Genomic DNA, 25,828 nt, shown 5'->3' on the forward strand with positions numbered 1-25,828 from the left:
TTCAAGCCATGAATCGAGTACGGTTGCCTTTTTTCAGGTTTCCTCAGCGTGCGAACCCGTTGACTGGGTTGGCCACTCTTGCTGGTTTGATTGCGTTCTGGGGCGCGATCGCGGTCAGCCGTGCGGCGGACGTCGTCCGCCTGGAGATCTATCCGTCTGACACCCTGCGGCTGGAAACGAAGGACGATCGGCAGTCGTTTGTGGTGGTGGCTGTGACGGCCGACGGTGTTACTCAGGATGTGACAACGCAGGCCAATCTTCGTCTGGAGAACCCAGCCCTCGCCCGCCTGGAAAACGCCACTCTTTATCCACAGGCCAACGGCGAAACACGGTTGGTCGCGGAGTATGCCGGGCAGAGTGCGGGCGTACCCGTGGTGGTCAAAGATGTGGAAAAGGAACGTCCCCTCAGTTTTCGATTGGACGTCATGCCCGTGTTCATGCGAGCGGGTTGCAACACGGGCACCTGTCACGGGGCTGCTCGCGGGAAAGACGGTTTCCGACTGTCGCTCTTTGGGTTTGATCCCGAGGGCGATTATGAACGGCTCATCCACGAAGTGCCGTTCCGCCGGGTCAATCTCGCCGTTCCCGAGGACAGTCTCATCCTGCAAAAAGCCATCGGAGCTGTCCCGCATACGGGCGGCAAACGCTTTGAAAAGGAGAGCGAATTGTACCGCACTCTCTACCGCTGGTTGGAACTCGGGGCCCCGCGTGACAGTGGAGACGTGCCCAGCGTGGAGAAAGTCGAGGTTTTTCCGCCGCAAAGTGTGCTGCAAGGAGAGAACGCGACCCAGCGGCTGGTGGTGCGGGCCCACTACTCGGACGGCACGGATCGAGATGTCACCCACCTGGCCGTTTTCCTCAGCAATAACGACTATGCGGCTCCCGTCGACGAAAACGGGTTGGTCAAAGCGGCCCACCGCGGCGAGGCGTTCATCCTGGCACGCTTTGACACAAAAGTGGTGGGAAGTCAGGTCCTTGTGCTGCCTGCCGATGTGCCGATGGTGGCCACCGATGAACCCGCCAACTACATCGACGAACTGGTCAATGAAAAGCTGCGCAAGCTCCGCATCCAGCCGAGTGCTCTGTGCAGCGATGCCGAATTCCTCCGTCGCGTGACGCTGGATATCATCGGCCAGCTTCCCACCGAGGAAGAGTATACGCGGTTCCTTGCGGACACCCAGCCGGACAAGCGGACACGGTTGGTGGACGAACTCCTCCAGCGCAAGGAATTCGCAGAGCTTTGGGCGATGAAATGGGCAGAAGTTCTGATGGTCCGTTCCAATGTGAACGTGAGCTACAAGTCGGCCTATCTCTACTCCCAATGGCTGACGGAAAAGATCGCTTCCGGAGAACCATTTGACGAGATCGTTCGCGAGTTGCTGGCTTCCGAGGGTGGTACATTCACCAATCCTGCCACGAATTTTTATCAAGTGGAAACGGACACTCTTAAAACTGCCGAGAACGTTGCCCAGGTGTTCATGGGTCGTCGAATTCAGTGTGCGCAATGCCACAATCATCCGTTCGACCGCTGGACGATGGACGATTACTACAGTTTTGCCGCATTTTTTGCCCAGATCGGCCGCAAGAATGGAGAAGACGATCGGGAAACAATCGTCTTTAACCGCGGCAGCGGCGAAGTGCGTCATCCGGTGGACAATCGCGTGATGGCCCCCAAGTTCTTGGGTGGCCCGCAACCCCAAATCAACGGTGGGGATCGTCGCAAGGTCCTCGCCGAGTGGCTCACCTCGCCCGACTGCCCGGACTTTGCCTGTAACGTCGCTAATCGAATCTGGGCGCACTTTTTCGGAGTCGGGATCGTTGATCCGGTGGATGATGTCCGCATGAGCAATCCGCCCAGCAATCCGCAACTGTATGAAACGCTTGGAAAAAAGCTCATCGAATACAAATACGACTTTAAACGTCTGGTGCGGGATATCTGCCTGTCCAAAACCTATCAGCGATCGGCGATTCCGAATGAGAGCAATCGCGAGGACACGCGTAACTTCTCCCACGCCAATGTGCGCCGTTTGCAGGCGGAAATCCTGCTGGATTGTATCTGCCAGGTTACGGAGTCGCCGGAAAAGTTCCGCGGGTTGCCCCTCGGTGCTCGGGCGATTCAGATCGCGGATGGAAGCACGACCAATTACTTTCTCACGACCTTCGGCCGGTCACCCCGAGATACAGTCTGTGCGTGTGACGTGCGTACCGATCCAACACTCTCGCAGGCCCTCCATCTAATCACTGGCAATACGATCGAAAGCAAGATCAAACAGGGTGGCCTCATTGACCGGTGGCTGAATGAAAAGGTATCCCCAGAAGACATCGTGAAGCGGCTGTTCATCCGCACACTGACCCGCGAACCGACCGAACAGGAAATGCAGGCCGTTAGAGAAGCGCTCAAAGACCAGGCTGATCCGCGGCCGGTTTTACACGACGTCTTTTGGGCACTTTTGAACTCCCGGGAGTTCTCCTTCAACCATTGAGCGTCCCCCCGGCGGACGAAATAGTAAAACCAGCAAATGATTCGTGCCAATCGGGTTTCATCAAACCTGCGGCGGCATGCAGTATCCGAGGAGTAAGCGTTCCATGCGAAGGTGTTTTTCACGTGGCTGGTTCGTAGTGGTGGCCCTGGCGTGTTTCGGATGGTTGCGGATGGGGTTTGCCGTTGCGGAGGAGGCCAAAATCACGTACGTGGATCATGTCCGACCTATCTTCCGCGAGCACTGCTTCGCCTGCCACAACCAGAACAAGGCCACCAACGATCTTGCCCTGGATAGCTACGAACGGCTCATGGAGGGTGGCGCCAGCGGGGCGGTTATCGAACCCGGCGATCCCGACAACTCCTATCTCTGGATGCTCGTCTCTCACAAAGAGCAACCCTACATGCCCCCGAACCAGGACCCACTTCCCGCGGAGAAGCTGCAAATCATTCAGAAATGGATCCAGGGTGGGGCGCTCAAGGACAGCGGGAGTTCGGCCGCTGCCGCAAAACCCAAGGTGGATCTCTCCATGACGCAGGTGACGCCGGCGCAGCAGGGCACGCCCATTATGCCCGAGAATTTACCCCAGGAGCCGATCCTCGTCACCCGACGGCCGGCTCCCGCTTATGCCCTGGCGACGGCCCCTTGGTCGCCGTTGGCGGTTGTCGCCGGTCAAAAGCAACTGGTGTTCTACCACACCGAAAGCGGCCAGCGATTGGGTATTGTGCCATTTCCGCCAGGTGTAGCGTACGACCTGAAGTTCAGCCGCTCAGGAGCAGTACTGGCAGCCGGCGGTGGCATTGGGGCCAAGGTGGGAAATGTCGTGTTGTATGACGTGAAAACGGGCAAGGAATTGACCACTATTGGCGACGAGCTGGATGTCGTCCTCGCCTGTGATGTCAGTCCGGACCTCAAGTTTGTGTTGCTGGGAGGCCCGCAGAAGATCGCCCGCGTCTTCAACGTGGAGGACGGCTCTCAACTCGTGGAAATCAAAAAGCACACGGATTGGATTTATGCAGCCGCCATTAGCCCCGATGGCGTTCTGATGGCCACAGCCGATCGTGCGGGAGGACTGTGGGTTTGGGAGGCGGGTGCGGATCGCGAGTTTGCCACTCTGGATGGCCACAAGGCTGCTGTGACAGCCCTGGCGTGGCGGCCGGATTCGAACGTTTTGGCATCGGCTTCGGAAGACGGAACAATCAAGCTCTGGGATATGAATAATGGTCAGCAAATCCGCAGCATCAACGCCCACAGCGGGGGCGCGACCACCGTCGCTTTCATGAACGATGGCCGCCTGGTGTCAGGGGGACGCGACAAGACCGTAAAAATCTGGGATATTTCTGGACGAAATCTGAAGACTTTGCCCGCGTTTCCCGATCTGATCCTGCGAGTGGCCGCCACCTACGATAACAAGCGAGTGGTGGCCGCCGATCTCTCGGGGGAGGTACGCCTCATCGATATTGAGTCGGGTAACGTGGTGGCCAATTTGCCGGCAAACCCTGCCCCAGCATCGGCATCACCACCGGCCACGGCCCAGGCCACTGCTTCCACGAAATGAAGCTCCGCGCGGCTATCTCGATCGCGCTTGCGATTTCTTTTGCAATCGGAACGGCAACGGCATTGCTCAGGAGGACGCCTCGCTTTCCGCTTCTGGAGCTTCGTTATTCGCTCGCTCCGTCACCGAAGTCGGCATCACCCGCTTTGGTTTTACGTCTTCGGTTCCGGGAACGACGAATGGGCCGGGGGAGTGAGTCTCCACGATTTCCCGCAATTCTTCCTGATCAATGACCTCCTTTTGCATGAGCCGCTGGGCCAAGGCTTCCAAGGCTGGGCGACGCACCTCCAGAATCCGCCGAGTTCGCTGAAGGGCTTCGTCGATGATCCGCCGGATTTCGCGGTCGATTTCCTCGGCCGTCGCTTCGCTGTACCAGCGAGGACGTCCCAAATCGCTGTAGACACCCAGATGAGTGGGCACATCATCGCGGAACGCCAGCTTTCCAAGGCGGCTCATCCCAAATTCCGTGACCATGCTCCGCGCGATATCGGTGGCCCTCTGCAGGTCGTTCTGCGCACCCGTGGAAACATCTTGGAACACCAGTTCCTCGGCGACACTGCCTGCCAAGAGCACCTGGATGCGGGCTTCCAGCTCGCTTTGCGTCAACAGATAGCGGTCGCCCTCCGGACGCTGGAGAGTGTACCCCAGACCAGCAATTCCCCGCGGGATGATGGAGACTTTGTGGACCGGGTCCGTATTCGGCAGGGAATAAGCCACCAGGGCATGGCCACTTTCATGATAAGCCACCCGAAGTTTTTCCTCTTCACTCATCACCCGCTGCCGTTTTTCCAGCCCGGCCGTCACCCTCTCCACAGCTTCCGTGAACTCCTCCATGGTGACCGCCTCTTTGTTTTTGCGGGCGGCAAGAAGGGCTGCCTCATTGACGAGATTGGCCAGGTCCGCCCCCACGAAGCCCGGGGTTAATGCGGCGATTTCGCTGATGTTCACCGACGGATCCAGCTTCACATTTCGACAATGGACCTTGAGGATGGCCTCGCGTCCACGGACATCAGGACGATCAACAAGGATGTGCCGGTCGAATCTTCCCGGCCGCAACAAGGCGGGATCGAGCGTCTCCGGTCGGTTCGTCGCCGCCAGGACGATGACACCGCTGTTGGAGTTGAATCCATCCATTTCCACAAGCAGGGCGTTCAGGGTCTGTTCCCTTTCTTCGTGCCCGCCCACGATGCTCGTCCCGCGCATCTTGCCTAAAGCGTCGAGCTCGTCGATAAACACGATGCAGGGAGCGCGGGCCTGTGCTTGCTGGAACATGTCCCTGACCCGCGCGGCGCCCACTCCCACGAACATTTCCACAAAATCCGATCCGGAAAGACTGAAGAAGGGCACACCGGCCTCTCCGGCGATGGCTTTCGCCAGCAGCGTTTTTCCCGTGCCTGGCGGTCCCACCAGCAACACGCCTTTCGGGATGCGGCCGCCCAACGCCCGAAATTTTTGCGGGTTTTTGAGAAACTCCACGACTTCCTTCACTTCCTCAACGGCCTCGTCAATGCCCGCGACGTCCTTGAACGTCACACCGACGTCTTCAGGAGCATAGAGCCGGCTGCGGCTCCGGCCGAACGCAATCGCCGAGCCGGGGCCTCCCATCCGACGGAGGAGAAAGAGCATCAACAGGACAAAGACCAAAAGCAGGATGATGTGAGGTCCGTATTGCTCCCAGAAAGTGGGTGGTTCCCCGCCCCGGACGTCGCGGAATCCTTTGTTCAAAAGCAATTGCAGGAGGGCGTTGTTGTCGTTTTCGAATCCCAGTCGAGAGGAACGAAAAGTGACTTCTTCCGGCTTGGAACGTTTACTGACGGGATCCAGGATCTCCCGCGTCACGGTACCGACGACTTCGTGGGGACGGACGACGAGATCGCGCAGGCCCGAATAGCGTATGCGATACAGTTCGTTGCCGACTTTCTTGGTCACCACGATGGCCGCCTTCGGATTCTCCTCCGGGCTTCCCTGCTCGATCAGTCGCACGAGTTCCAGGTATGGAATATCCTCGGTAATGGTCGGTCGCACCAACCCGGCCAAAAGGAGGCTCACGGCAAGGGCAATCAGAAGATACCAAAGAATGGCAGGGCCACCGGGACCTCGGCGTTCGCGGGCTTTCTTGTCACCCAGGGGTGACTGCTCCCCTTTATTCGGATCGTTTCGGTTACCGGAGTCTCGCGAAAAGAGGTTCCGGAGTCGTTGCAGGTCGTTGGGTATTAAATACCAGGCTTTCTCGCCGATTCTCGATTTCATCATGCGTGTGAGCAGGCCATCTGTAAAACGGGAACGACTGTCCGCTTTTCCCCCAAACTTCTGCCCTTTTCTAATGATAGATCACAGTCGGCGTTGAGGTACTCCTAAGGGAGGGGAATGAGGGCCCAATCCTCTGGAGCGGTTTTTTAGCCGGCAAATCCTGGGCGGACGGGTGGGTGGGCCCCGACATTATTTACCTTCATTATCACACTTGCGGGAAAAGAGGCAAATAGTCCATGAAATGACTCGTCCCCGTTTTTGGTACGGGGTTGTAATAATTTGATCCGGTGGCATGGCAGTGGGTCGTCGGAATTGTGTCGGAGGTGGGGGAGTCGCAAGTCTCGCAATTCCACAGCTAGCGACTAGCCAAACTCTCATCGTGCCAACATCAGGAACCGAAGTGTCTGTCTTCCTCTAATTGTCCAGTGGGCTACGTTGCTTGGCCCTGGCGCGAGTTAATGGGCGGACCAGCCAGGCAAGTCCGTCTAGAAGTAGCGCTTGTTGTGCCCGGCGACACAGCTTGTTTTCAACGGGCACAACTGTTGCAAGGCGGGCGGACGCAGAGTTAAGAACCGTCAAACAAGATATAATGCAGTGTTTAGGCATGCCTTTGTGTCTCGGTGTTCCAATTCCTGGACAGCGAGTTTTCGGGGCGGATTTCGGACTGATTTAACATTCGGGGCAGTCTTGTGATTGCAGCCATGCCCAACACTATGCGAATATTGATCCTGGGAGCAGGTACGATTGGAAGCTCGATTGCTGAGTTCCTTTCCCCACACCACAGGGTGACGTTGATCGATCAGGACCGCGAGACTGTCGATCGAATCAACGCGACCATGGATGTGCGGGCACTTGTGGGATCGGCCTCCGATGCGGTTCTGCTCTTCCAGGCGGGAGCCACGGACGCTGACCTGTGTCTGGCGGTGACCAACTCCGATGAGGTGAATCTTGTTGGGGCCAGCGTGGCCAAAGCGATGGGAACGCGGCGAGCCATCGCTCGGGTGTATTCCCCCAACATTCTGGATACCAGTACCTTCGACTACCGCGATCACTTCCGTCTTGACAGGCTCGTCAGCCTGGAGCGTTTGGCCGCCCTGGACCTTGCAAGGGTGGTCCGCGGTACCGGTACCCTGAGCATTGAAATCTTCACTGTGGCCGACTTGGAAATGCAGGAAATTGAAATCCGCGGAAAAGCCCCTGGAGTGGGGGTTCCGCTCCGGGAACTCCGGTTGCCTCGGGGCGTCCGGGTGGGGACGGTACTGCGACAGGGCAAGCTGTTCATTGCCGGGCCGGAGGATTCGATTGAAATTGGCGATCGAGTCGCGCTCTTAGGCAGGCGGGACGAGCTGGATGTCGTGAAAACCTTGTTCGAGACGGAGACCCCCCAGCGTTTGGGGGTGGTTATTGCGGGAGGTGGGGAAACCGGCTTTCAGTTGGCTCGCCTCCTCGAAGGACCACGCCACAATGTGGTCCTGATGGAGTCGAATCGAGAGCGTTGCGAGTATTTGGCCAGCCACCTCCGCGACGTGACGGTGGTCTGCTGTGACGTTCGAAGTCGGGCGGCATTGGAAGAGGAACGCGTGGGCAGTGCCGACTATTTCGTAGCCTGTACGGGCGACGATGAGAACAACCTTCTGGCATGTGTGGAAGCCAAAGAACTCGGGGCCCAGAAGGTGGCGGCAGTGGTTGCCCGTTCGGATTACCGTTACATTCTGACAAAGCTTGGCGTGGACCACGTCACGACTCCTCCCGACGTTGTGCGGAGAGAAGTGGAAGCCCATCTCACCACCGGGGTGGTGGTCTCCAAAAAGCCGCTCGTGCCCGGCTCGAAGGTTTTCGTCATGGAACTCGAGGTCGTGGAAGGGGCACCGGTGACCGAACACGTGCTGGCACGAGTGGGATTGCCGAGACAGTGCCTCATTGCGGCGGTCATCCGCGAGGGCTTTGCCATGCTTCCGGCAGCTGACGACCGCATCAAACCGCGTGACACGGTGATCGTCCTGGTCCACGAAGACATGATCGATGAGATGCTCACGTTCTTCCAGCCGCCGGAGTGAAGCGTGTCGCTTTACCCCGGACTGCCCTCCGGCTGGAGCATCTCCAGCATGGCACGGTTTTCTGACCGGACGTCACCTGCCCTGAGTCATGGGTCCGTTGGTCCCGCTCGTGGGAATCGGGAGGAGGGGCTGAGGCCACAGTGTTAACGCAGACCAGCGAAAAACCCTTCTTGGGGATAATAATATGGCCACGAAACGCATTTATCTCGATAACGCAGCCACAACCTGGCCGAAACCACCAGCCGTTTATGAAGCGGTCGAGGCCTATCAGCGGAACCTCGGTTGCTCGCCGGGGCGCAGCACATATCGGGATGCCATGGAGGCCGACCGCGTGGTGGCTGAGGCGCGTCGGGCAGTGGCCCGGTGTCTGGGCCTATCGGATCCTCATCGCATTGTTTTCGGATTCAACGGCACGGATGTGCTCAATATGGCGATTCGGGGTGTGGTGCGGCCGGGCGATCACGTCATCACGACGGCGGCCGACCACAACTCTGTTCTTCGCCCGCTGCGGTTTTACGAGGAATATCATCACGTTCAGGTGGATCGCATTCCTTGCGATCCCCGCGGGTTTGTGATTCTCGAAGAACTGGAAAAAGCACTTCGCCCGGAGACGCGTCTGGTGGCGGTCAACCACGCGTCCAATGTGGTGGGAACACTTCAGCCGCTGGAAGAAATCGTCAAACTGGTTCGGCGGCATTGCGAGGCGATTATTTTGGTGGATGCGGCTCAGTCGCTGGGACATCTGCCACTTTTTCCCAAGGAATTGGGAATCGATTTGTTGGCGGCTCCCGGCCACAAGGGGCTCCTTGGACCGATGGGAACCGGCGTCCTCTATCTTGCTCCCAGGATCGAAGAGAGATTGGTGCCGCTGCGGATGGGAGGAACCGGCTCCCGCAGTGACGAAGACCGCCAGCCGGACTTCCTGCCCGATAAGTTCGAGCCCGGCAATCACAACGCACCTGGGCTAGCGGGCCTTGTGGAGGGCATTCGCTACCTGGAAGCCCGTACCCTGGAGGAAATCCGCCAGCATGAAATCGCCCTCACCGCCCAGCTCATTGCTGGGTTGAAGGAAGTGCCGGGGGTAACGCTCTACGGTCCTCCGTCTGCAGAACAACGGGTGGGCGTGGTGAGCCTTAATATTGAGGGGTATTCTCCGGAAGAAGTAGCGGGTATCCTCGATCTGCACTACGGCATCCAGGTGCGATCGGGGATCCACTGTGCTCCCCTGATGCACCGGACGCTGGGCACCGTGGAACGAGGTGGGGCCGTCCGCTTTAGTTTCAGTCCCTTTACCACACGGGAAGAGATTGATGCAGCAATCCAGGCCGTTACAGAAATCGCTCGCCACAGTTGACCACCCCCGCGTTTCCGGGATCTGCTACCGGCGCCAGAGACTCGCCGTCTTGCGGAGGCAATCCGTGAATTGCCCGTAGGTGTAACCGCAGTCCTGAACTAAGCGTAGAGTGCCCACTCGGTGAAGGGGCCACTATCCAGCGCTGGAACGGGGATCTGGCGAGCGGATCTCCGGAAGGGCACGCTGGTCGTGTCCAGAGAAAGAGAGGTGAATTATCCAAACTGACAGCCGAACGTGATGGGCAGGTGGCTCCGTGTTTCTCCAACGCGTTGTGGTTACCGCCGCGTGCGGTGGGGCGGTGTCGCCGGAGTGCGGGTAGCGCCCATCTTCACCGCGGGGAAGATCGTCTTGGGAGACTGCTCATCGAGGTTGAAAATGGTGAAGCCGGGAACACCGGCAAGCCGGGCAAGCGCAATCTGTGCCACCACCTGATCGGGACCATCCAGTCGGTAAGCGCCGATCCCGGGATACATGGGAATTTTTCCCTGCGTGGCCTGCCACTGGTTTTTCACCCAGCGGACAAACTGTTCGTGGTTGTTCGTGTAGTCCATGGGACACACGAAGTCGAGGTAGCCCGCATGAACCCAGCTCACCCAATCCTGACCGACAGAATCCCTGCAGGCCGGATACTCGGCAAACACGGCAGCTGAGATTTTGATTCCCGGCCGAATCTGGCGGGCTTCCCGGGAAACAGCCTCCACCACCCGCGTGATATTCCGCCGTCGCCATTCCAGATATTGGGAACGCAGGGGGCCCGAGACACAATCGTGTGGCCATTGGGCGACCTTCACACCCATTTCGGCTTCAAATCGCTGGCGGCAGCCCGGGCAAAAACAATTGTCAGGACCGGGATAGCGGATGTAGTCAAAATGGATGCCGTCCACCGGGTACTTGCGGACGACCTCCAACATGGTCTCCACTTCCAGACGCTGATTCTCTGGATGCGAGGGGCAGAGCCAGTTGCTGGGTTCGCCGCGTCGTGTCATTTGGGTCCGCCCCGCTGCCCGCATCTGATCAATGAACGATTGCGGGGCGTTACTCAAATTGAAATTGACCTTCCACACGTGCACCTCCAGGCCGTGCCGATGGCAGGCCGCCACGCATTGCTCAATTTGGTCCCCGTATTTTTGGAAGGCTTCGCTTCGTGGAAGGATGTCGCTTGCATAGTGAGCCAGACCGGCCCACAGCATATTGGGCAGCACCATGTTGAAGCCCGCTTCGGCAAGTTCCCTGGCTGTGCGTTCCCAATTGCCAGGGTAGGCGCCCAGCCCGGAATGATTCCAGTACGCTCGGCCTTCGACATGGGGGCTTGGCTGGGCGGACAGGTACGCCTGAATAAGTTTTCCCCGAAGTTGCTGGAGTTCTCGCAAATTGATGGAAGGTGCTTTTCCCTGCGATTGGGCCTCACGAACGGCAAGAAGTTTTTGTTCGGCTTCTGCGAAAGATTGCCAGGCTGGATGGGTGGAATCGGGGAGATACGTCTTCAACCAGGCGCGCAACTCATCGAGACTGGTCAGATGCCCCACCTGAACCGCTCGTGTCAAAAGTCCCCGGGTGATTTCGGTTTTCAGTTCGGGAAGCAGTGCGGAGAGAACGGCGGCCAGCATCAACCGCTGATTCTCTGTGTCCCCGTCTAGAAGAATATGGCTGAAAAACGCACCCCGGGGTGAAAGAATCATGGCCGGTTTTCGCGTCGCTTCACCTGAAGCCGTGTACCACCATCCAATCACTTGCGCATCGGCAGCGGCCGGTTCCGCTTCCGTGACGTTCCACGAGCTTTGACGCATTACCTCGGGCAGATCGGGAAGAATTTGGCGGTCGAAACGCACTTCCGCGAACTGGCCCGGGAACTGCTGTCCCACCCATCGGGTCTTTCCAATTCCCAGCAGCCCGAGCAACTCCGCCGGCGCCTGGTAGTTGAGAAACACCCGGGTTCCCTGTCGGATGGCCTCGGCCAGCGCCTTGGTCGCGTCCGGGGTCAGACGTGGATGATAGGGCACAATGATGACCTTCTGTTCCGCCCAGATCTGTGGGTTCGGGGAGGCATCGTCCCATTCGTCGTACTCAAGGCCGAGGTCATCAAGCAGCCTGGCGAATCGCTGGAGGGTTTCCCTCGCGGTGCGGTATTCGGGATCGCGGCCGTAAATCGCTGCGGCTGGCCCGAGAATCGCGATGGCGTGCCGGACGGCAACGAGGCGATAAATTCGCGCCCGGCCATCCAGGTTCTGGCCCCGCCAAAATGAAATACGGATACCGTCGATCTGGTGCCACCCTTGAGGACGTTCCTCGGTACGGAAGTCGGATTTGCGGAATCGCAGTACCTGACGCCCCGGTCGCGTCACACTACCCGAGGCAGCATACCAACCCTCCCCGCTGCGAAAATAGAGCGAGATATACCCAACAGCTTCCACCGGCTCTACCGAAACTTCCAACAGGAACTCGCCGGGGCGCGACAGATCCAGCGATACCCGGCGGTCATGGACGCTTCGCGGCCAGGCTGGCTGAGACGCAAACGGCAGGGCGACTTCCAAAGCCACCGTGCCGTCCTCGCGGACAAGCCGTACCGGTGCCGTACGTTCACTGGGATGCCACGCCCCCTGAGCCTCCGCTTCGTTCCCGTAATTTACGCCTTCCAGGACGATTTCCTGCGTCCCCGCGGTTTGCGCCGTCGCTACCACGGGCAGGGTGAGCAAGCCGAGCAGGGCAAGTGTCAAGCCAATTAGATTTTGTCGGCAGACCAGCGGTTGCATGCGATGTCTCCCTGTATCAATCTGTCGTGCCTGCCAAATGATTGATATCCGACGCGGAACGCGAGATGTAGCCGTGCAGATACAGATCATCCCCGACGCGTTCCCAGGTTACATTCGAGAGGTGGAGGGCCTCCGCCATCTTTGTCACACCCCTCCCCGCTACGGGTGTCCGCCCATTTTGACCGCCCACAATTTTGGGAGCAACAAACACGTGCACCTCGTCCACGAGTTGATGGTCGAACAGCTCACCGAGCACCTGGCTTCCGCCTTCAAACAGGACGTTGGTCATGCGGCGGCGTCCCAGTTCGTCAAGGAGGGCCTGCAAACGCTCGGACCGTGTTTTACCGGGGCATTCCAGCACTTCGCATCCGGCAGCCTCCAGCTTCCGGCGAGCCTCGCCGTCGGCTTGTGCTGACACCGCGACCAGGACAGGGAATTCCCGGGCGGTCTGAACGAGACGACTGTGGGGCGACAGCCGGGCACGTGAGTCCAGAACGATGCGCACGGCAATTCTGGGGCCAGGCGGCCGGGCCGTCAGCAGCGGATCGTCCGTTTCCACTGTGCCAATCCCTACCGCGATTCCATCCACACGGCCGCGAAGTGCGTGAACCTTTCGACGCGATTCTTCCCCACTGATCCATCGGCTTTCCCCAGTCGCCGTGGCGATCTTCCCATCAACCGTCATCGCCCACTTGGCAATCACCCACGGCCGTTGCGTGGAAAGCAACTTGAGGTAGGGGGCGTTCAAACGTCGCGCTTCCTGCTCCATGAGGCCGACAACGACTTCGATCCCGGCTTCTCGCAGACGAGCGATTCCCTGGCCGTGGACAAGCGAAAAGGGGTCCGCCATGGCGGCCACCACACGACGGATCCCCGCCCGAATAATGGCATCCGTGCAGGGGGGCGTTTTACCAAAATGGCAGCAAGGCTCCAGCGTGACATACATTGTGGCTCCGGCTGCCCGGTCGCCTGCCATGCGAAGGGCTTCCACCTCCGCGTGCGGCTGACCATAAGCGCGGTGCCACCCCTCGCCAATAATCTCGGCCCCTCGTGCGATGACACAGCCCACCATCGGATTGGGCTCCACAGCGCCCTTGCCCAGAGCCGCCAAGCTTAACGCTCGCCGCATGTGCCAGGCATCGAGTTCCATCTGATCCATGGTGCTCCCCTTTGCTGCAAACAAAAATGTTGTCAACGCGAGCGAGAACAAACGCTGTTATCTTGCGTCGCGCTCACTTTTGTTTTCCCGCGACCGGAGCTTGGTCCGGACTCTTACTTTCCGGGACCATCGCGCACGTGGCGCATTCTGTCCGCTGTGAGATCGCAGCCCCTTCGATCCCGAGCGCCCTGTACATTCCCGAAGAAAGACGCAGCCTCCGTCCCGACCATATTTCGTCTCAGCGCACCGGTCGGGCTGAGCACCGGGTCAGCTCGCGGCTTCCCCTCCGCGGGATATACTGCTCGTCACATCAGGACAGCTACTACTTCAGTCGAAGAACCCACGCCGGATATTGTACCGAAACAGAAATCTTTTTGGCTAGGACGAGACCAGACGCCGTCAGATTTCGGGAGGGATAATCCGCAAATTTCCCCGGCGACGCATTCAAGCTTCGCTTTTTCCTAACTCCTTAACAAAGGAATAGGTCAGAAGCAGGCTGGTATCCCGATCGACGCTGATGGCAGTTCGACACACTCGCTGAATTGTTGTGCCTTATATCACTTTGTCACTGGCGCGAACTCTGGAACCTGCCACGTCACATGATGCCCGGCGTCTCGTAACATGGCCACCACCTCTTCCACCGGACGTCGGTCCACCACGGGAAACTGACCACCGTCCTGGTCTTCCACAGCCTCTGCACCTGCGCGATAACCGCCGGGCACCGTGGAACTGGCGGCGCTCATTTGGGTGATACATGTTTGGGCGAGAAGATCTCGCAGTGAGGGCGGCTCCCGCGTGGAAAGGACCAATTCGGCCTGAGGAAAGGCGTGCCGCAACCCACAGTAAAGGCGGATGAGAGTTTCGTCATCCACAGGATGCGGAATCACGAAGTCGGCCGGCCCTTCGTGAATCCGCGGCAGGCTGAACGCGATGCGACGATCAGCAAATCGCTCTTTCAGATAGGCCGCGTGGCGGACCATGGCTTTGGCATCGGGCAAAGGATCGCCCAGCCCAAGCAGAATTCCCAACCCCAAACGCTTCACCCCGCCTTCCGCCGCTCGCTCGAGGCCTTCGAGTCGCCAGGCATAGTGCGATTTGGGCCCGCGGGGATGGAAATGTTGATAAAGCTGCCAATCGTACGTCTCCTGGTAGAGGGTCACCCCAATGATGCCGGCTTCCACCAGGGCCGCATATCCGGCCGTGGATTGTGGGGCAATCTCAACCGCAAGACTGACGGGAAATTGCCCTCGAATCGCCCGGATGATCTCGCTGTAGTATTCAACGTCGGTTTTCTGAGGATAATCTCCCGCAACAAGCAGGATGTGTCGCATTCCCCGGTTTGTGAGGATTTGTGCCTGCTCGAGGGCCTCTTCCGTCGTGAGCCACCGCCGCGGTACCTTTTCTGGAAAGCGGAATCCGCAGTACAGACAGTAGTTCACGCAGTAGCTCGATAAGTAAAGGGGAGCGTACACAAGAACCCGCCAGCCCGTCGAACCGTTCGGACCGGCCTGATCCTGTTCCCGTCCTCCATGCACGGTGGGAGAGACAGCAAAATGCTCGCGGGTCAGCCGTCGGGCACTGGCCAGCACATCTTCGAGAGGTCGCTGGCGATCCAGACATGCCTCCAGTTGAGCCACTGCTTCCGCTGCCACGCTCTCGTCATGAACCACCTGGATTGCCCGGCGCGGAGTTCGATCACCTTGGCCACTGAGCCGGGCGAACAGGAGGTCCAGCATCTCGGCGGCACGAAAGTCCTCCCCGTCAAGGACTTCTTCCCGCTCATGGAGAAGCTGGTAGCGCAGTCGCTCCACACGCTCGGCGAAGGAGGAAGCGATGGTCTGTCCGGTTTCTCCCCGAGAAACGATTATATTCTCTTCGAGACTCGCCCGGGCCTCGCGCAAAAGCTCCCAGTGCCGGGCAAAATGGGGATCCCGCTCGGCGAGGTATCTTTCTAAAAACCCCCAGTCGATGTTCTGTTCAATAACGGTGTTTGTGCTCATAAAGCTGCGGTCGTAAGTTCGCCGGTCGATTATCTCGGGAAGAATCACCCGTCACAAATATTCTTGGGACTCTTTGATGAACGGTTACCCGCAAGGAAAGGAACAAAAGTTTCTGCGAAACTTTGAGTGCCGGGCCGGGCCGGGATTCGCGGTACCAGATCGTGATGTCCCTTTTTTCCCGATCCTTGTTCAATTTTAGGAACCGTGGAACACAAAGGACAAACCACCCCATGATCACCACAAAGCGAATCATTTACGTTGTGGGTGGCTTATTACTCCAGCATTTCGCGACTGCGGACAATGGTTCCGCTCATGAACTTGCGCACGCCTTCGGGTGTTTCCAGGAGAATGGCACCTGTGCCGTCGATACCGCGGCAAATTCCTTCGTATTGCTGTTTCTCTGTCTCCAGGATGAGTTGATGCCCTTTCTGGAGACAGAGGCGATCTGCCTCACTGGTCAGGCCTGCGGGATTGTGCGAAAGAGCTTCGAGATGGCTTTCCATATGACGAAGAATGCTGATCAGCACGTCGGTTCGGTCCAAGAAGGTACCGCAGATGTCGCGGAGGCTGGTCACGATAGGCTGAAGCTCCTTGGGGGCTTCCCGAGCCATATTATTCACATTCACCCCAATCCCAAAAATGGCGCGCTGGTTGGCGGCCACCTCGACGAGAATTCCAGCGATTTTTCGTCCCGCCACGTACACGTCGTTCGGCCAGTGAAGCCCCACGGGAACTGTCGGTGGCACGAGGGGCCGAATGGCCTGGCAGACACTCAGAGCCCCCAGGAGTCCAAGAAAGCCCGCGGTGGGTCCTTGCCCGGACTCAGTTTCTTCAGATGTTTTCAGCCGATTGTGTTGACCCGTTGCCTCACTTGGGGGGGTAGGCGTTCTACTGGGTGACATGGGCGGGGCCAGGATCACTGAGAAGGCGAGGCTTCCCTGCCCGGTCCACCAACGGCGGCTGCCCCGTCCCCTTCCCGCTGTTTGATGCTCGGCCGCCACGAGAAATGGCAGTGGGAGATCGGGGCGTAGAATAAGTGTCTTGGCCCAATTGTTTGTAGAGTCTATTGTTTGCCAAACTTCACCATCTTGAACAAAAGTTTCTCGGATGACTCTAGCAAGGTCCAATGGTGGTGGGCAACTCTCTTGCATTGGTCGATTCCTTTCTCACGTTTGGTCTGGTACAACATTCTCGCCCCGCTTGGAACCCGCTTGGAAGTCGGAAATCCGTGCTTACGGCTTCTCAGGTTCCGCCCTTCCTCCGATCGGGATCGTACGCCTTCGCCGAAACCCGAAGAACAAGCGTCCGCGGATCATCCCTCCTGGAAAAATGGACCTGACAAGCAGGTCCCTCCCAGGGGGGCACGCCTGTCGTGCCCGGTCTGTGTGGAGAAGCCCGTTACAGGCTGTGAAACTGCGCAAGCGTTAAAACGCTCATGCAAGATGACGGTCTGCGCGGAGTGAGCATTACAAGCCCACAAAACGCCGTTCCGAGGCATTTTTTCCTTCAAGGATCAGCTTGCTGTCTCTCAAATACACCTATTTCCAGCCTGCCTGCCCGACGCACCCACTGATTCTTCTCCTGTGACCTTTCCTGATTTGTCCAGTTTCAATCTCCTAACTCGCCTTCTGGACGAAAGCGTCTGCAACGCAAGGGGCTCCACCCTCTCTGCTGCCTGGGTTTTTGTCTTCCACCACTGGCCTTCTGCTACCGCATGCTCTTCTTCCTCGCAGTTCCCGGGCCATGCTCGGATTTTCAATCTCCTCGAGCACGCTTCCGCCAGGAAAACGAGTCGGAAAACCGTCCGCCGAGACGTGGTGGCTCCAGAAAACTGATTTTGCCAACCGGGCAGCTTGGAGAGTTATCCCCCAACGCGGCAATCGACACCAGACTCCACCGAGCGTCACTCGACACCGCGCTCCGCCACATGGGGGGTATTGACACTTCTCGGCAAGTGGCATACGCTCATCGTCGGCTTAAGGTGCTAACATTTCTCGAGTGGTCGGCAAGGACTGATCTGCACTGTGCCTAACTTTTGTCACCCCGCTGAGCTTTCGCGTCGCCGGGAAACCAATTGCAATAATCGTGCACTGCCTGGAGCCGAGGGATAAGTATTAAGTGTACGTTTTACAACCTCGTGGCCATGGGGGAGGTGCGCTATGAAATGGTTTAGCCATCTCGTGTGCTGGTTGGGGAAGCAGGCGGGGCTGGTTCTGCTGCTCGCCTTGGTGACGTTTGGAATCGCTGCCGGCCAACCGCCGGAGGATCGCTGGGAACGGCTGGGCCGTGTTGCGGCCGCCCATGCACGTCACAGCGACGCCCTTATGGAGTTACCTGACGTGGTGGGAGTCGGTATCGGGGTCGACGCCAAGAACAATCCTGTGCTGAAGGTCTTTACCAAGCACGGCCGGCCTGCTGGAGTCCCGCGGAAGCTCGATGGGGCCGACGTGGAAATTGTTCCAACCGGAGAATTCCATGCCCTTGCTCCCGCTGCACCGGCCGCTGTGAAACCATCGGCGACTAAACCCTCGGTCGATAAGCCCCCGACCGTAACGTTCGTCTCCCCGCAGCACGGAGAAACCGTGGTGGGAGAGGTAACGCTCCAAGTCAACGCCACGGATGACAAGGGTGTTACGAAGGTCGAATTCTACTATCAGCAGTACGATGCGTACTATAGCGGTAAAGTTCCACAACTGCTCGCTACGGATACGAACGGCGGCGATGGCTGGTCGTGTACATGGAATACGACCGCAGTACCGGACGAACGTTACATCCTCTGGGCAGTTGCCTACGATACCAAGGGGCAAACAGCCAGCCACAACGTGACGATCGCAATCGACAATACGCGTGGTGAGCCACCGGCGTACTCTCCAGATCGGTTTGAAGACTCTGCGGTGTCGCCGATCGGTGTGTCGGTGGGCAATCAGTATGAAGCGTCGGCCGGGACAATCGGCTGCCGTCTCAAGGATTCTTCCGGTAGGCTTTTTATTTTGAGCAACAACCACGTGCTCGCGCTGGAGAATACCGCCCCTCTGAACAGTTGGATTCTTCAACCAGGCTTGTATGACATGCCCGCTGGTACATTTCCTTATGCCTGGCAAATTGTGGGCACACTGACTGCCTACGTGCCCATCACGTTTTCGCGATTCGCCAGCAATAAGGTTGATGCGGCCATTGCCGAAGTCAAACGGTGGGGATTGGATGGTGAAACTCCGCTGGTAGCCACTAGTGCCCCTTCCGGTTCGGGAGTTTCGCGTTTTTGGTAGGGGCAAGAATTGGTCTTGGAGAATTCGGGGAGTTTAGACAAAAAGGGTCTCCACGTCGCGTGGTTCAAAAAGACTCTCAATGACGTGGAGACCGGAAAATGGACAAGGTTCATGTTCGCCCGATCACCTGCTACGAGCGACAAGAGCTCCATAGAATGAAACGACAATTGTCTAATCATGTCAATAGCCGTCATGCGCGGATTGTGCTGCTCTCCGCCGGCGGGGTTCGCAACCGCGAAATTGCCCAGCGGGTCGACTGCACGCCGCAGTGGGTGCGACGGATCATTCACCGCTTTAACCAAGGCGGGCTGGAGGCGATCAGTTGGCATCCGTACTACCAGGCTGGTGGCAGCCCACGCAAATTCCTCGCCGAGGTGGTCGAGCAGATCGTCGAGGTGGCCCTTTCCTCGCCGAAGGCCTTGATCGGGATGACACAATGGTCGCTGAGCAAGTTGCGGGAGTATCTGGTGAGCCAGAAGATCGTTGCGTACATCAGCTTGGAGTGGCTGCGCACGTTGCTGAAGCGTTGTGGCATTCGCTGGCGGCGGACCAAGACGTGGAAGGAGTCAACGGACCCGGAGTTTTGGCCTAAATACCGGCGAATTCGCCGACTTTACCAGCGTCGGCCGGCGGTGGGTCGGCGGATTTGCGTCGATGAGTTTGGCCCCCTGAATCTCCAGCCACGCCATGGCCGTTGCCTGGCCAAAGCGGGGACCAAGCGGGTCGAGCGTTTGCGAGCCACCTACCGCCGCACCAGTGGAGTTCGCCATTTCCTGGCGGCCTACGACCTGGAAACGGGCACGTTGTTGGGCCGGTTCTACAGCCGGAAAACCTGGATCGAGTTCTTGCGATTTCTCCGGTGGCTCCGGCGGCGTTACCCGCAGAGCGAAACGTTACACATCGTGATGGACAACTACAGTCCCCATCTGAAGGAAGAGGTCTGGGCATGGGCCCGGGCGAACAATGTGAAGTTTTACCTTACCCCGTCCAATGCGTCATGGCTGAATCGGATCGAGTGCCAGTTCACGGGACTGAAGAAGTTTGCCCTGGACAATAGCGACTATCGGAGTCATGAAGAACAGGAGCAAGCTATCCGGAGGTATTTGGCTTGGCGCAACGGCCGCCGTGCGATAGCCGTCGAGCCTTGGCGATCCTCCCTCCGAAGAAACGCCCCATCCACCTGCCGCGCAGCAGCCTAACACGCGCGAAACTGTTCGACCGGAAAGGGCACTAGTACACCCCAAGACGGCTACGGTACGCCCAGCGTGGATTACATCAGCAACGAGGATCTGGCTACTTTGTTTGCAGTTTCGCAGATTTCGCAGACTCCCTTTCCCGTCCAGAAATACGGTCGCACCACAGGGTGGACCATGGGCACGATCACCAGCATCAACACGACAATCCTTGTGTCCTACAGCCGTGGCACCGCTCGGTTTGTGAACCAAATTGTGGTCCAAAGTCCGAGTGCCTTTATCCTTCCGGGCGACTCGGGTTCGCTGCTGGTGACACAAGAAGCCACACTGTCGGAGTCGGAGGGAGTCCTATTGGATGCCAACAGGCCGGTGGGACTGCTCTTCGCGGGGAACTCCGACGGAACGTATGCCGTGGCCAATCGGATCGAAGACGTGCTTCAGGCACTGAGCTCTCGACTCGGTTCTAACGTGACAATCGATGGGGAATACGGCCAATGGAAATAAAAATGGCCAACGGTTTTGAAAGCCCGCAAGCGGTGCAGACGTTTCGCTGAGCCGTGAAAAAATCTTTCTGGATTTGACTGGCGGGACGAAAAGCCCGGCCCGATGTCGTCCTGCCGCCTCTGACCAGAGACGCTGATCTCCAGGGCTGGTGGCGCGCGATTACGGCCGATTTCGACACGTCATTCGTACCGCTCCACGGAAGTTTGCGCTGGCCGAGCTGAAAAGCGTTCAAGGCTCAAAAGCGAGTGGCCCGTACTGAGCGCGGCAGTCGGCAAAGTGTGGAATTCGGCCCGGACGGTCCTTACCGTATCTCCTTCACTGCGAATGTTCCAGGGGTAGGTTGGGCTTTCTGCGGAAAGCACAGAGGTCCCCGCGATTGGGCACCGGCAGGGCACTCGGCAGAACGAGCTGCGGGGCACGTCACGTTTTTCCCGGAGCAGGATTCCGCACCTTTCCGGCGATGTAGTCGCCATTCCCCGAAGTTAAACTGTGCACTCTTCCAGGCTTGGTTTGATCGTGCGGGAACTGCCGGTGGGGGCTTTTTTTCGCATGGCTGGCTTGCACTCGACCGATGCATGCCGAAGGGGCCCGGGCGTGTTGTGCGCTGACATTATTTTCGTCATCTATTCCCTCGGAGCTGGGGCACGTGTGGAGTGCGGCAGAGTACGAGCGTAAGAATAGGTGAGGCAAGGTCCTCGGACACCCGATGCCGAGATTGTACTCGTTGGTCTTACTACTGGGTGGGATCGCCGCGGCCTGGTTGGTCATTCCACGGCTTCAGCAATTTCGTCTGCCAACCGGCTGGCCAGGCGGCCAGAAGAAGCAGGAAGCGACTCCCGATCCGATGGTGCCGGAGCTTCCCCCGGCCAAGGTACAGAAGACGTTTCGCCTTGCCGTGTGGGATGTAACTCCGTTGGACATGGTCAAAGCCTCAGAGTCTGGCGTTCTGCGGGCGATTGCCGGGGTTGTTCGACAATTCGACATCACCGTGCTTCAGGGAGTGGACCTCCGTGAGCGGGCGGTGCTGGCAGCAGTTATGGATACTGTTCGGGAGGGAGATCAGTATTTCAGCTATGTGACGGTCCCCGAGCCCCTGCGGTTGGGACTGCCCAGGGGAAGCGTTATCATCTTTGACCTGCGGGCGGTGGAAGTCGATCGCAGCACGGTTCGGATGATTGAGTCGCTGGGACCGCGTTTTCGACATGTCCCGCTGACGGCCGCCTTTAGGGCCAGGGGCGTGCCGCCGGAGCAGGCGTTCACCTTCTCCGTGGTCAGCGTCCATGTGGATCCATTTGCCGTCGAGGAGGAAATGTCACTGCTGGACGATGTTTTCCGGGCAGTGCGGGATGATGGACGAGGGGAAGATGACGTCCTGCTGGCTGGTTTCTTCGCATGTGGAGACCGAGAGCTGAAAGTCGCCCTGCGAAACCCGGATGGGGTCTGTGTCAACCCGGGGTTTCCGACCAACATCGCGGGCACGGAAAGCAGTACCAATATCGCATTCGATGGACGAGCCACCATCGAGTACACGGGCCGATTTGGTGTCATTGACCTGATGCGGCAATATCGTTTGACTGCTGCCCAGGCGCAACAGGTGTCGCAGCACTTGCCCGTCTGGGCCGAGTTCAGCGTTTACGAAGGCGGTGCCCCATAACATTGCGGTTAAGAAGAACTGGCACCTTCGTCCACAATTGACATTCTTCCCTGTGGCGTCTGGTCGTTTTTGGTGAGCAGGAGCCTTTCGCACACAATGCTGGAACTTACTCCCCGGTTCGACGAAGCCCTGCGGTTTGCCGTCAGTGTTCACAGGCATCAGGTTCGAAATGTCACGGAAACGCCCTATGTGGGGCACTTGTTGCGGGTGTGCGGCCTGGTCCTGGAATATGGGGGAACGGAGGATGAGGCCATCGCAGGGCTGCTGCACGACGCGCTGGAGGATCAAAACCGGCCTGGTTTGGTGGACGAAATTAAGCAGCGTTTTGGGCCGCAGGTCCTGGAAATTGTGCGGGAATGCAGCGACACAACCCAGCGTCCCAAACCACCCTGGCGGGAAAGGAAGGAGCAGTTCCTGCGGCGACTGGCCGAGGCCAACGCGGCGGTGCGGCTCGTGGTGGCCGCGGATAAGTGGGACAACGTCAACAACCTCCTGGTGCTGCTGCGCCGGTTTGGGCCGGAAATCTGGCAGCACTTCCGTGGCGGGCGAGAGGGAACTCTATGGTATTATCGAGAAATCGTTTCGGTGCTTCGCCGGGCAAGCCAGAATCCGCTCATTCTTGATCTGGCCGAGAGGGTAGAGCAGCTCCATAAGCTTGCGAAAGCATAGCGCATCAAGAAGACGTCGAGGCGGGTCGCAAACCCGCCTCGACGGAGTTATTCAGCAACTCCGCTCCCAAGGGGAGCAACTCAGAATTTCAGAACCAGCCGAGGGCCGCCAGACTGTAGCGCACGGCCAGTCCTGCCACCACGACGCTCACCATGCTCATCAGTTTGATGAGAATGTTGAGGCTGGGACCGCTGGTGTCTTTGAACGGGTCACCCACAGTATCACCCACGACGGCCGCTTTGTGGGCATCAGTGCCTTTGCCGCCGTACGCACCTCGTTCGATGTGCTTCTTGGCGTTATCCCAGGCACCACCGGCATTCGCCATGAAGACGGCGATGCAGAACCCGGAGGCGAGCGCCCCCATAAGCAGGCCAAGAACACCAGTCACGCCCAGAATCAGCGCAACCAGCACCGGGGTCACCAAACCGAGCAGCGAGGGCAGGATCATTTCCTTTTGAGCGGCCTGGGTGCTGATCCGGACGGGTGTCGCATAGTCCGGTTTTTCGGTGCCCTCCATGATGCCCGGCTTTTCTCGGAACTGGCGGCGGACCTCCTCCACCATACGGTAGGCGGCCCGACCCACAGCCTTCATTGTGAGGGACGAGAACAGGAAGGGCAGCATGGCCCCGATGAGCACCCCCACGAGGACCGTGGGGTTCATCAGGTGGGCTTCATAGTAATTGGCGAAGTCCGGCATGGTTGCCCGATCGATGCGGATCAGCGGCGCCTTGGTCTTGGCGAACTGCAACCGTTCGCGTTTGATGCCTTTCACCTCGTCCGTGAACTTTTCCAGGATTCCGTCGGGCACCTTCTGTGGGCCTTTTGACGCATCTAGTTTGGACCATTCTTCGGCGACTGCGGGGTCAATGATATCGTTGCCGAAGGCCAGATAGCCGTAAATGATGTTCTTACCGCTGCGATCTTTTTGGGGCGTCACTTCGGCAACGAACTTGTCGGACAATTTATAGAGGCCTGGTTCAGCCTGGACGAGGGCCGAGTGCGCCCAGCGATCGAAGCCCACGCGAACCTCCTCCACGTAGGCTGCGAGCAGAGCAAGGGCGGTGAGAGCGGCGGAACCAATGGCAAACCCTTTACCGGTCGCCGCGGTTGTATTTCCGAGGCTATCCAACGCGTCGGTACGCTGACGGACCTCGGGCTCCAGATGCGACATCTCAGCGTTACCACCGGCGTTGTCGGCGATGGGGCCGTATGCGTCGGTAGCCAGCGTGATACCCAGCGTGCTGAGCATCCCAACTGCTGCAATACCCACACCGTAAAGTCCCATCGCGAACCAGCTCAGATCATTGAAGTGGAACTGAGCAGCGAAGCCAAAGGCCAGGATGGTGGCGATACCCACCACGATCACCGGGAACCATGTGCTTTTCATCCCTTCGGCAAAACCGGCGATGATCACCGTGGCCGGACCCGTCTGAGCCTGGCTGGCAATGAATTTCGTCGGTTGGTATTCGTCGCTGGTGGAATACTCCGTCCATTTTCCGATAAGCCAGCCCGCCACCAGACCGACGATAACGCTCAGCGAGACAGTCCAGAAGTCGGGCAGGAGCAGGTACGTGAACACGAAGGTAGCCACCGCTATAAGGGCGGTGGAGAGGTTGATGCCACGTCCAAGGGCCTTCAGCAGCGTCTTCTGGCTGGCATCTTCTTCCGATCGCACCGCGTAAATCCCGATCACGGAAAGAGCAATACCCACGCCTGCCAAGACAATGGGTAGGAAAAGTGCCGCGAGCTGATAGTTCAGCTTGGCTGTTTCCAGAGCGAGAGCACCTTTTTGCACCTGCTCCAAAATCCGCTGGGGCAGTAACTCGCCGGTTGCGAACGCGGCAACCCCGAGGGCGGCCGTCGCCAAAATCGAACCGCAGTAGGATTCATACAGGTCGGCCCCCATACCTGCCACGTCGCCCACATTGTCACCCACGTTGTCGGCGATCACGGCAGGGTTACGTGGGTCGTCCTCGGGAATACCTTTTTCCACTTTACCGACCAGGTCGGCCCCCACGTCGGCGGCCTTGGTGAAGATACCACCACCGACACGGGCAAACAGCGCCTGGCTGCTGGCTCCCATGCCGAAGCACAGCATGGTGACGGTGATCTGTTCCAGAGTCATGTGGTAGCCGAGGATTCCGATAACCCAGTAGAGAATCGCAAACCACAGGCAGATATCCAGCAGGCCGAGGCCAACCACCGTCAGCCCCATCACTGCACCGCTACGGAATGCTACCCGCAAACCGTCGTTGAGCGACTTGCGGCACCCCTGGGCCGTCCGGCTGCTCGCCAGCGTCGCCGTCTTCATTCCCAAATAACCGGCCAAGCCGGAAAAGAAACCGCCGGTGAGGAATGCGAACGGCACCCAGCGGCTTTGGGCATGAAGCCCGAACGCGGCGATCGCGAGCAGGATCACGATGACCACGAAGAACCCCGCCACCACCGTGTACTGCTGTTTCAGGTAGGCGTTGGCCCCTTCCCGCACGTAACTGGCGATTTCCTCCATCCGCTCATTACCTTTTTCCGAGTTGAGCATTTCCTGGAAGAAGCGCCAGGCAAAATACAGGCCGCATATCGCGCCTGCCAGGCCGATGAGCCAGAAGATGAACACTCCAATTTGAGCGCCCATCGATGCACCGGCCGGAGCAGAAGTGGCTTCTTCCGCCCAAGCGGGAGTAGCCACGGCGGCGACTCCCAGCAATCCAATGGCTTTTGCCAGGCCTTTTGCCGTTGACAAAAGCAATCTCCTCATGCGTGTTTCCATGGTTGGACCTCTCTCTTCCTCAAAACCAGTTCCCACACACCGACTGAGATTGAGTGAACCTTCTTCCTGCCATGAACCCGTCCCGGAACGGCAGCCCCTAGTTGAACAACCTGTGGTCCAAGGGTTGCGTCCTTCGTCGCGTCAAATTCAAGCAAGTCGCCTCAATTGAG

15 protein-coding genes are annotated in these 25,828 nt (G+C 58.6%); 9 read left to right on the forward strand and 6 right to left on the reverse strand.

Annotated elements, in window-relative coordinates; genetic code table 11:
* The first annotated feature begins 8 nt into the window (after window positions 1-8).
* Together THTE_RS11800 and THTE_RS11805 are read left to right on the forward strand one after the other, a co-directional pair.
* Complete coding sequence (locus tag THTE_RS11800; protein ID WP_095415630.1) at window positions 9-2,483, forward strand: DUF1549 and DUF1553 domain-containing protein; 2,475 nt, start codon at window positions 9-11, stop codon at window positions 2,481-2,483.
* 103 nt (window positions 2,484-2,586) lie between these two features.
* Window positions 2,587-4,038, forward strand: coding sequence for a WD40 domain-containing protein (locus THTE_RS11805; RefSeq protein WP_168175848.1), 1,452 nt, complete (start codon window positions 2,587-2,589; stop codon window positions 4,036-4,038).
* A 66-nt stretch (window positions 4,039-4,104) separates the two neighbouring features.
* On the opposite strand, the gene ftsH is transcribed toward THTE_RS11805, so the two are convergent.
* Window positions 4,105-6,288, reverse strand: coding sequence for an ATP-dependent zinc metalloprotease FtsH (gene ftsH / locus THTE_RS11810; protein WP_095415632.1), 2,184 nt, complete (start codon window positions 6,286-6,288; stop codon window positions 4,105-4,107).
* 698 nt (window positions 6,289-6,986) lie between these two features.
* Between ftsH and trkA the strand changes: the two genes are divergently transcribed.
* Together trkA and THTE_RS11820 are read left to right on the forward strand one after the other, a co-directional pair.
* Window positions 6,987-8,342: a Trk system potassium transporter TrkA gene (gene trkA / locus THTE_RS11815; RefSeq protein ID WP_237260128.1), complete on the forward strand. Its 1,356-nt coding sequence runs from the start codon at window positions 6,987-6,989 to the stop codon at window positions 8,340-8,342.
* Between the two features lie 184 nt (window positions 8,343-8,526).
* Entirely contained in the window at window positions 8,527-9,696 is a 1,170-nt protein-coding gene (locus THTE_RS11820) for an aminotransferase class V-fold PLP-dependent enzyme (protein ID WP_095415633.1), read from the forward strand.
* Between the two features lie 275 nt (window positions 9,697-9,971).
* On the opposite strand, the gene THTE_RS11825 is transcribed toward THTE_RS11820, so the two are convergent.
* The 4 genes from THTE_RS11825 to THTE_RS11845 all read right to left on the reverse strand — a co-directional run bounded on the left by THTE_RS11825 (window position 9,972) and on the right by THTE_RS11845 (window position 16,756).
* Complete coding sequence (locus THTE_RS11825; protein WP_157732047.1) at window positions 9,972-12,446, reverse strand: glycoside hydrolase family 10-like protein; 2,475 nt, start codon at window positions 12,444-12,446, stop codon at window positions 9,972-9,974.
* Window positions 12,447-12,462: 16 nt separating this feature from the next.
* Window positions 12,463-13,605, reverse strand: a complete 1,143-nt coding sequence (gene ribD, locus THTE_RS11830; RefSeq protein ID WP_095415635.1) for a bifunctional diaminohydroxyphosphoribosylaminopyrimidine deaminase/5-amino-6-(5-phosphoribosylamino)uracil reductase RibD — start codon at window positions 13,603-13,605, stop codon at window positions 12,463-12,465.
* Between the two features lie 557 nt (window positions 13,606-14,162).
* Entirely contained in the window at window positions 14,163-15,605 is a 1,443-nt protein-coding gene (locus tag THTE_RS11835) for a radical SAM protein (RefSeq protein WP_095415636.1), read from the reverse strand.
* A gap of 272 nt (window positions 15,606-15,877) precedes the next feature.
* Entirely contained in the window at window positions 15,878-16,756 is an 879-nt protein-coding gene (locus THTE_RS11845) for a biotin--[acetyl-CoA-carboxylase] ligase (RefSeq protein WP_095415638.1), read from the reverse strand.
* A 1,008-nt stretch (window positions 16,757-17,764) separates the two neighbouring features.
* Here THTE_RS11845 and THTE_RS11850 point away from each other — a divergent pair.
* The 5 genes from THTE_RS11850 to THTE_RS11870 all read left to right on the forward strand — a co-directional run bounded on the left by THTE_RS11850 (window position 17,765) and on the right by THTE_RS11870 (window position 22,891).
* Window positions 17,765-18,871 (forward strand): Ig-like domain-containing protein, encoded by a 1,107-nt coding sequence (locus tag THTE_RS11850; protein ID WP_095415639.1) that lies wholly within the window; start codon window positions 17,765-17,767, stop codon window positions 18,869-18,871.
* Between the two features lie 98 nt (window positions 18,872-18,969).
* Entirely contained in the window at window positions 18,970-20,070 is a 1,101-nt protein-coding gene (locus tag THTE_RS11855; protein ID WP_095415223.1) for an IS630 family transposase, read from the forward strand.
* Window positions 20,071-20,136: 66 nt separating this feature from the next.
* Complete coding sequence (locus THTE_RS11860; RefSeq protein ID WP_095415640.1) at window positions 20,137-20,568, forward strand: chymotrypsin family serine protease; 432 nt, start codon at window positions 20,137-20,139, stop codon at window positions 20,566-20,568.
* 706 nt (window positions 20,569-21,274) lie between these two features.
* The gene (locus THTE_RS11865; RefSeq protein ID WP_095415641.1) at window positions 21,275-22,222 is read left to right on the forward strand and encodes an exonuclease/endonuclease/phosphatase family protein; all 948 of its coding nucleotides are present in this window, start codon (window positions 21,275-21,277) and stop codon (window positions 22,220-22,222) included.
* A 96-nt stretch (window positions 22,223-22,318) separates the two neighbouring features.
* Window positions 22,319-22,891 (forward strand): HD domain-containing protein, encoded by a 573-nt coding sequence (locus tag THTE_RS11870; protein ID WP_207651701.1) that lies wholly within the window; start codon window positions 22,319-22,321, stop codon window positions 22,889-22,891.
* A gap of 88 nt (window positions 22,892-22,979) precedes the next feature.
* Here THTE_RS11870 and THTE_RS11875 read toward each other — a convergent pair whose 3' ends face one another.
* A complete protein-coding gene (locus tag THTE_RS11875) occupies window positions 22,980-25,523 on the reverse strand; it encodes a sodium-translocating pyrophosphatase (RefSeq protein WP_095416876.1) in 2,544 nt (847 codons plus the stop codon).
* Window positions 25,524-25,828 lie beyond the last annotated feature (305 nt).

The sequence above is a fragment of the Thermogutta terrifontis genome (assembly GCF_002277955.1).
GTDB lineage: Bacteria > Planctomycetota > Planctomycetia > Pirellulales > Thermoguttaceae > Thermogutta > Thermogutta terrifontis.

Excerpts from the sequence above, each read along its gene's own strand:
- THTE_RS11805 (WP_168175848.1), top strand. The coding sequence starts at position 2,587 with ATGCGAAGGTGTTTTTCACGTGGCTGGTTCGTAGTGGTGGCCCTGGCG.
- THTE_RS11800 (WP_095415630.1), top strand. The coding sequence starts at position 9 with ATGAATCGAGTACGGTTGCCTTTTTTCAGGTTTCCTCAGCGTGCGAAC.
- THTE_RS11870 (WP_207651701.1), top strand. The coding sequence starts at position 22,319 with ATGCTGGAACTTACTCCCCGGTTCGACGAAGCCCTGCGGTTTGCCGTC.
- THTE_RS11845 (WP_095415638.1), bottom strand. The coding sequence starts at position 16,756 with ATGCAAGAGAGTTGCCCACCACCATTGGACCTTGCTAGAGTCATCCGA.
- THTE_RS11875 (WP_095416876.1), bottom strand. The coding sequence starts at position 25,523 with ATGGGCGCTCAAATTGGAGTGTTCATCTTCTGGCTCATCGGCCTGGCA.
- ribD (WP_095415635.1), bottom strand. The coding sequence starts at position 13,605 with ATGGATCAGATGGAACTCGATGCCTGGCACATGCGGCGAGCGTTAAGC.
- THTE_RS11865 (WP_095415641.1), top strand. The coding sequence starts at position 21,275 with ATGCCGAGATTGTACTCGTTGGTCTTACTACTGGGTGGGATCGCCGCG.
- THTE_RS11850 (WP_095415639.1), top strand. The coding sequence starts at position 17,765 with ATGAAATGGTTTAGCCATCTCGTGTGCTGGTTGGGGAAGCAGGCGGGG.
- THTE_RS11820 (WP_095415633.1), top strand. The coding sequence starts at position 8,527 with ATGGCCACGAAACGCATTTATCTCGATAACGCAGCCACAACCTGGCCG.
- THTE_RS11855 (WP_095415223.1), top strand. The coding sequence starts at position 18,970 with ATGGACAAGGTTCATGTTCGCCCGATCACCTGCTACGAGCGACAAGAG.
- trkA (WP_237260128.1), top strand. The coding sequence starts at position 6,987 with ATGCCCAACACTATGCGAATATTGATCCTGGGAGCAGGTACGATTGGA.
- THTE_RS11835 (WP_095415636.1), bottom strand. The coding sequence starts at position 15,605 with ATGAGCACAAACACCGTTATTGAACAGAACATCGACTGGGGGTTTTTA.
- ftsH (WP_095415632.1), bottom strand. The coding sequence starts at position 6,288 with ATGATGAAATCGAGAATCGGCGAGAAAGCCTGGTATTTAATACCCAAC.
- THTE_RS11825 (WP_157732047.1), bottom strand. The coding sequence starts at position 12,446 with ATGCAACCGCTGGTCTGCCGACAAAATCTAATTGGCTTGACACTTGCC.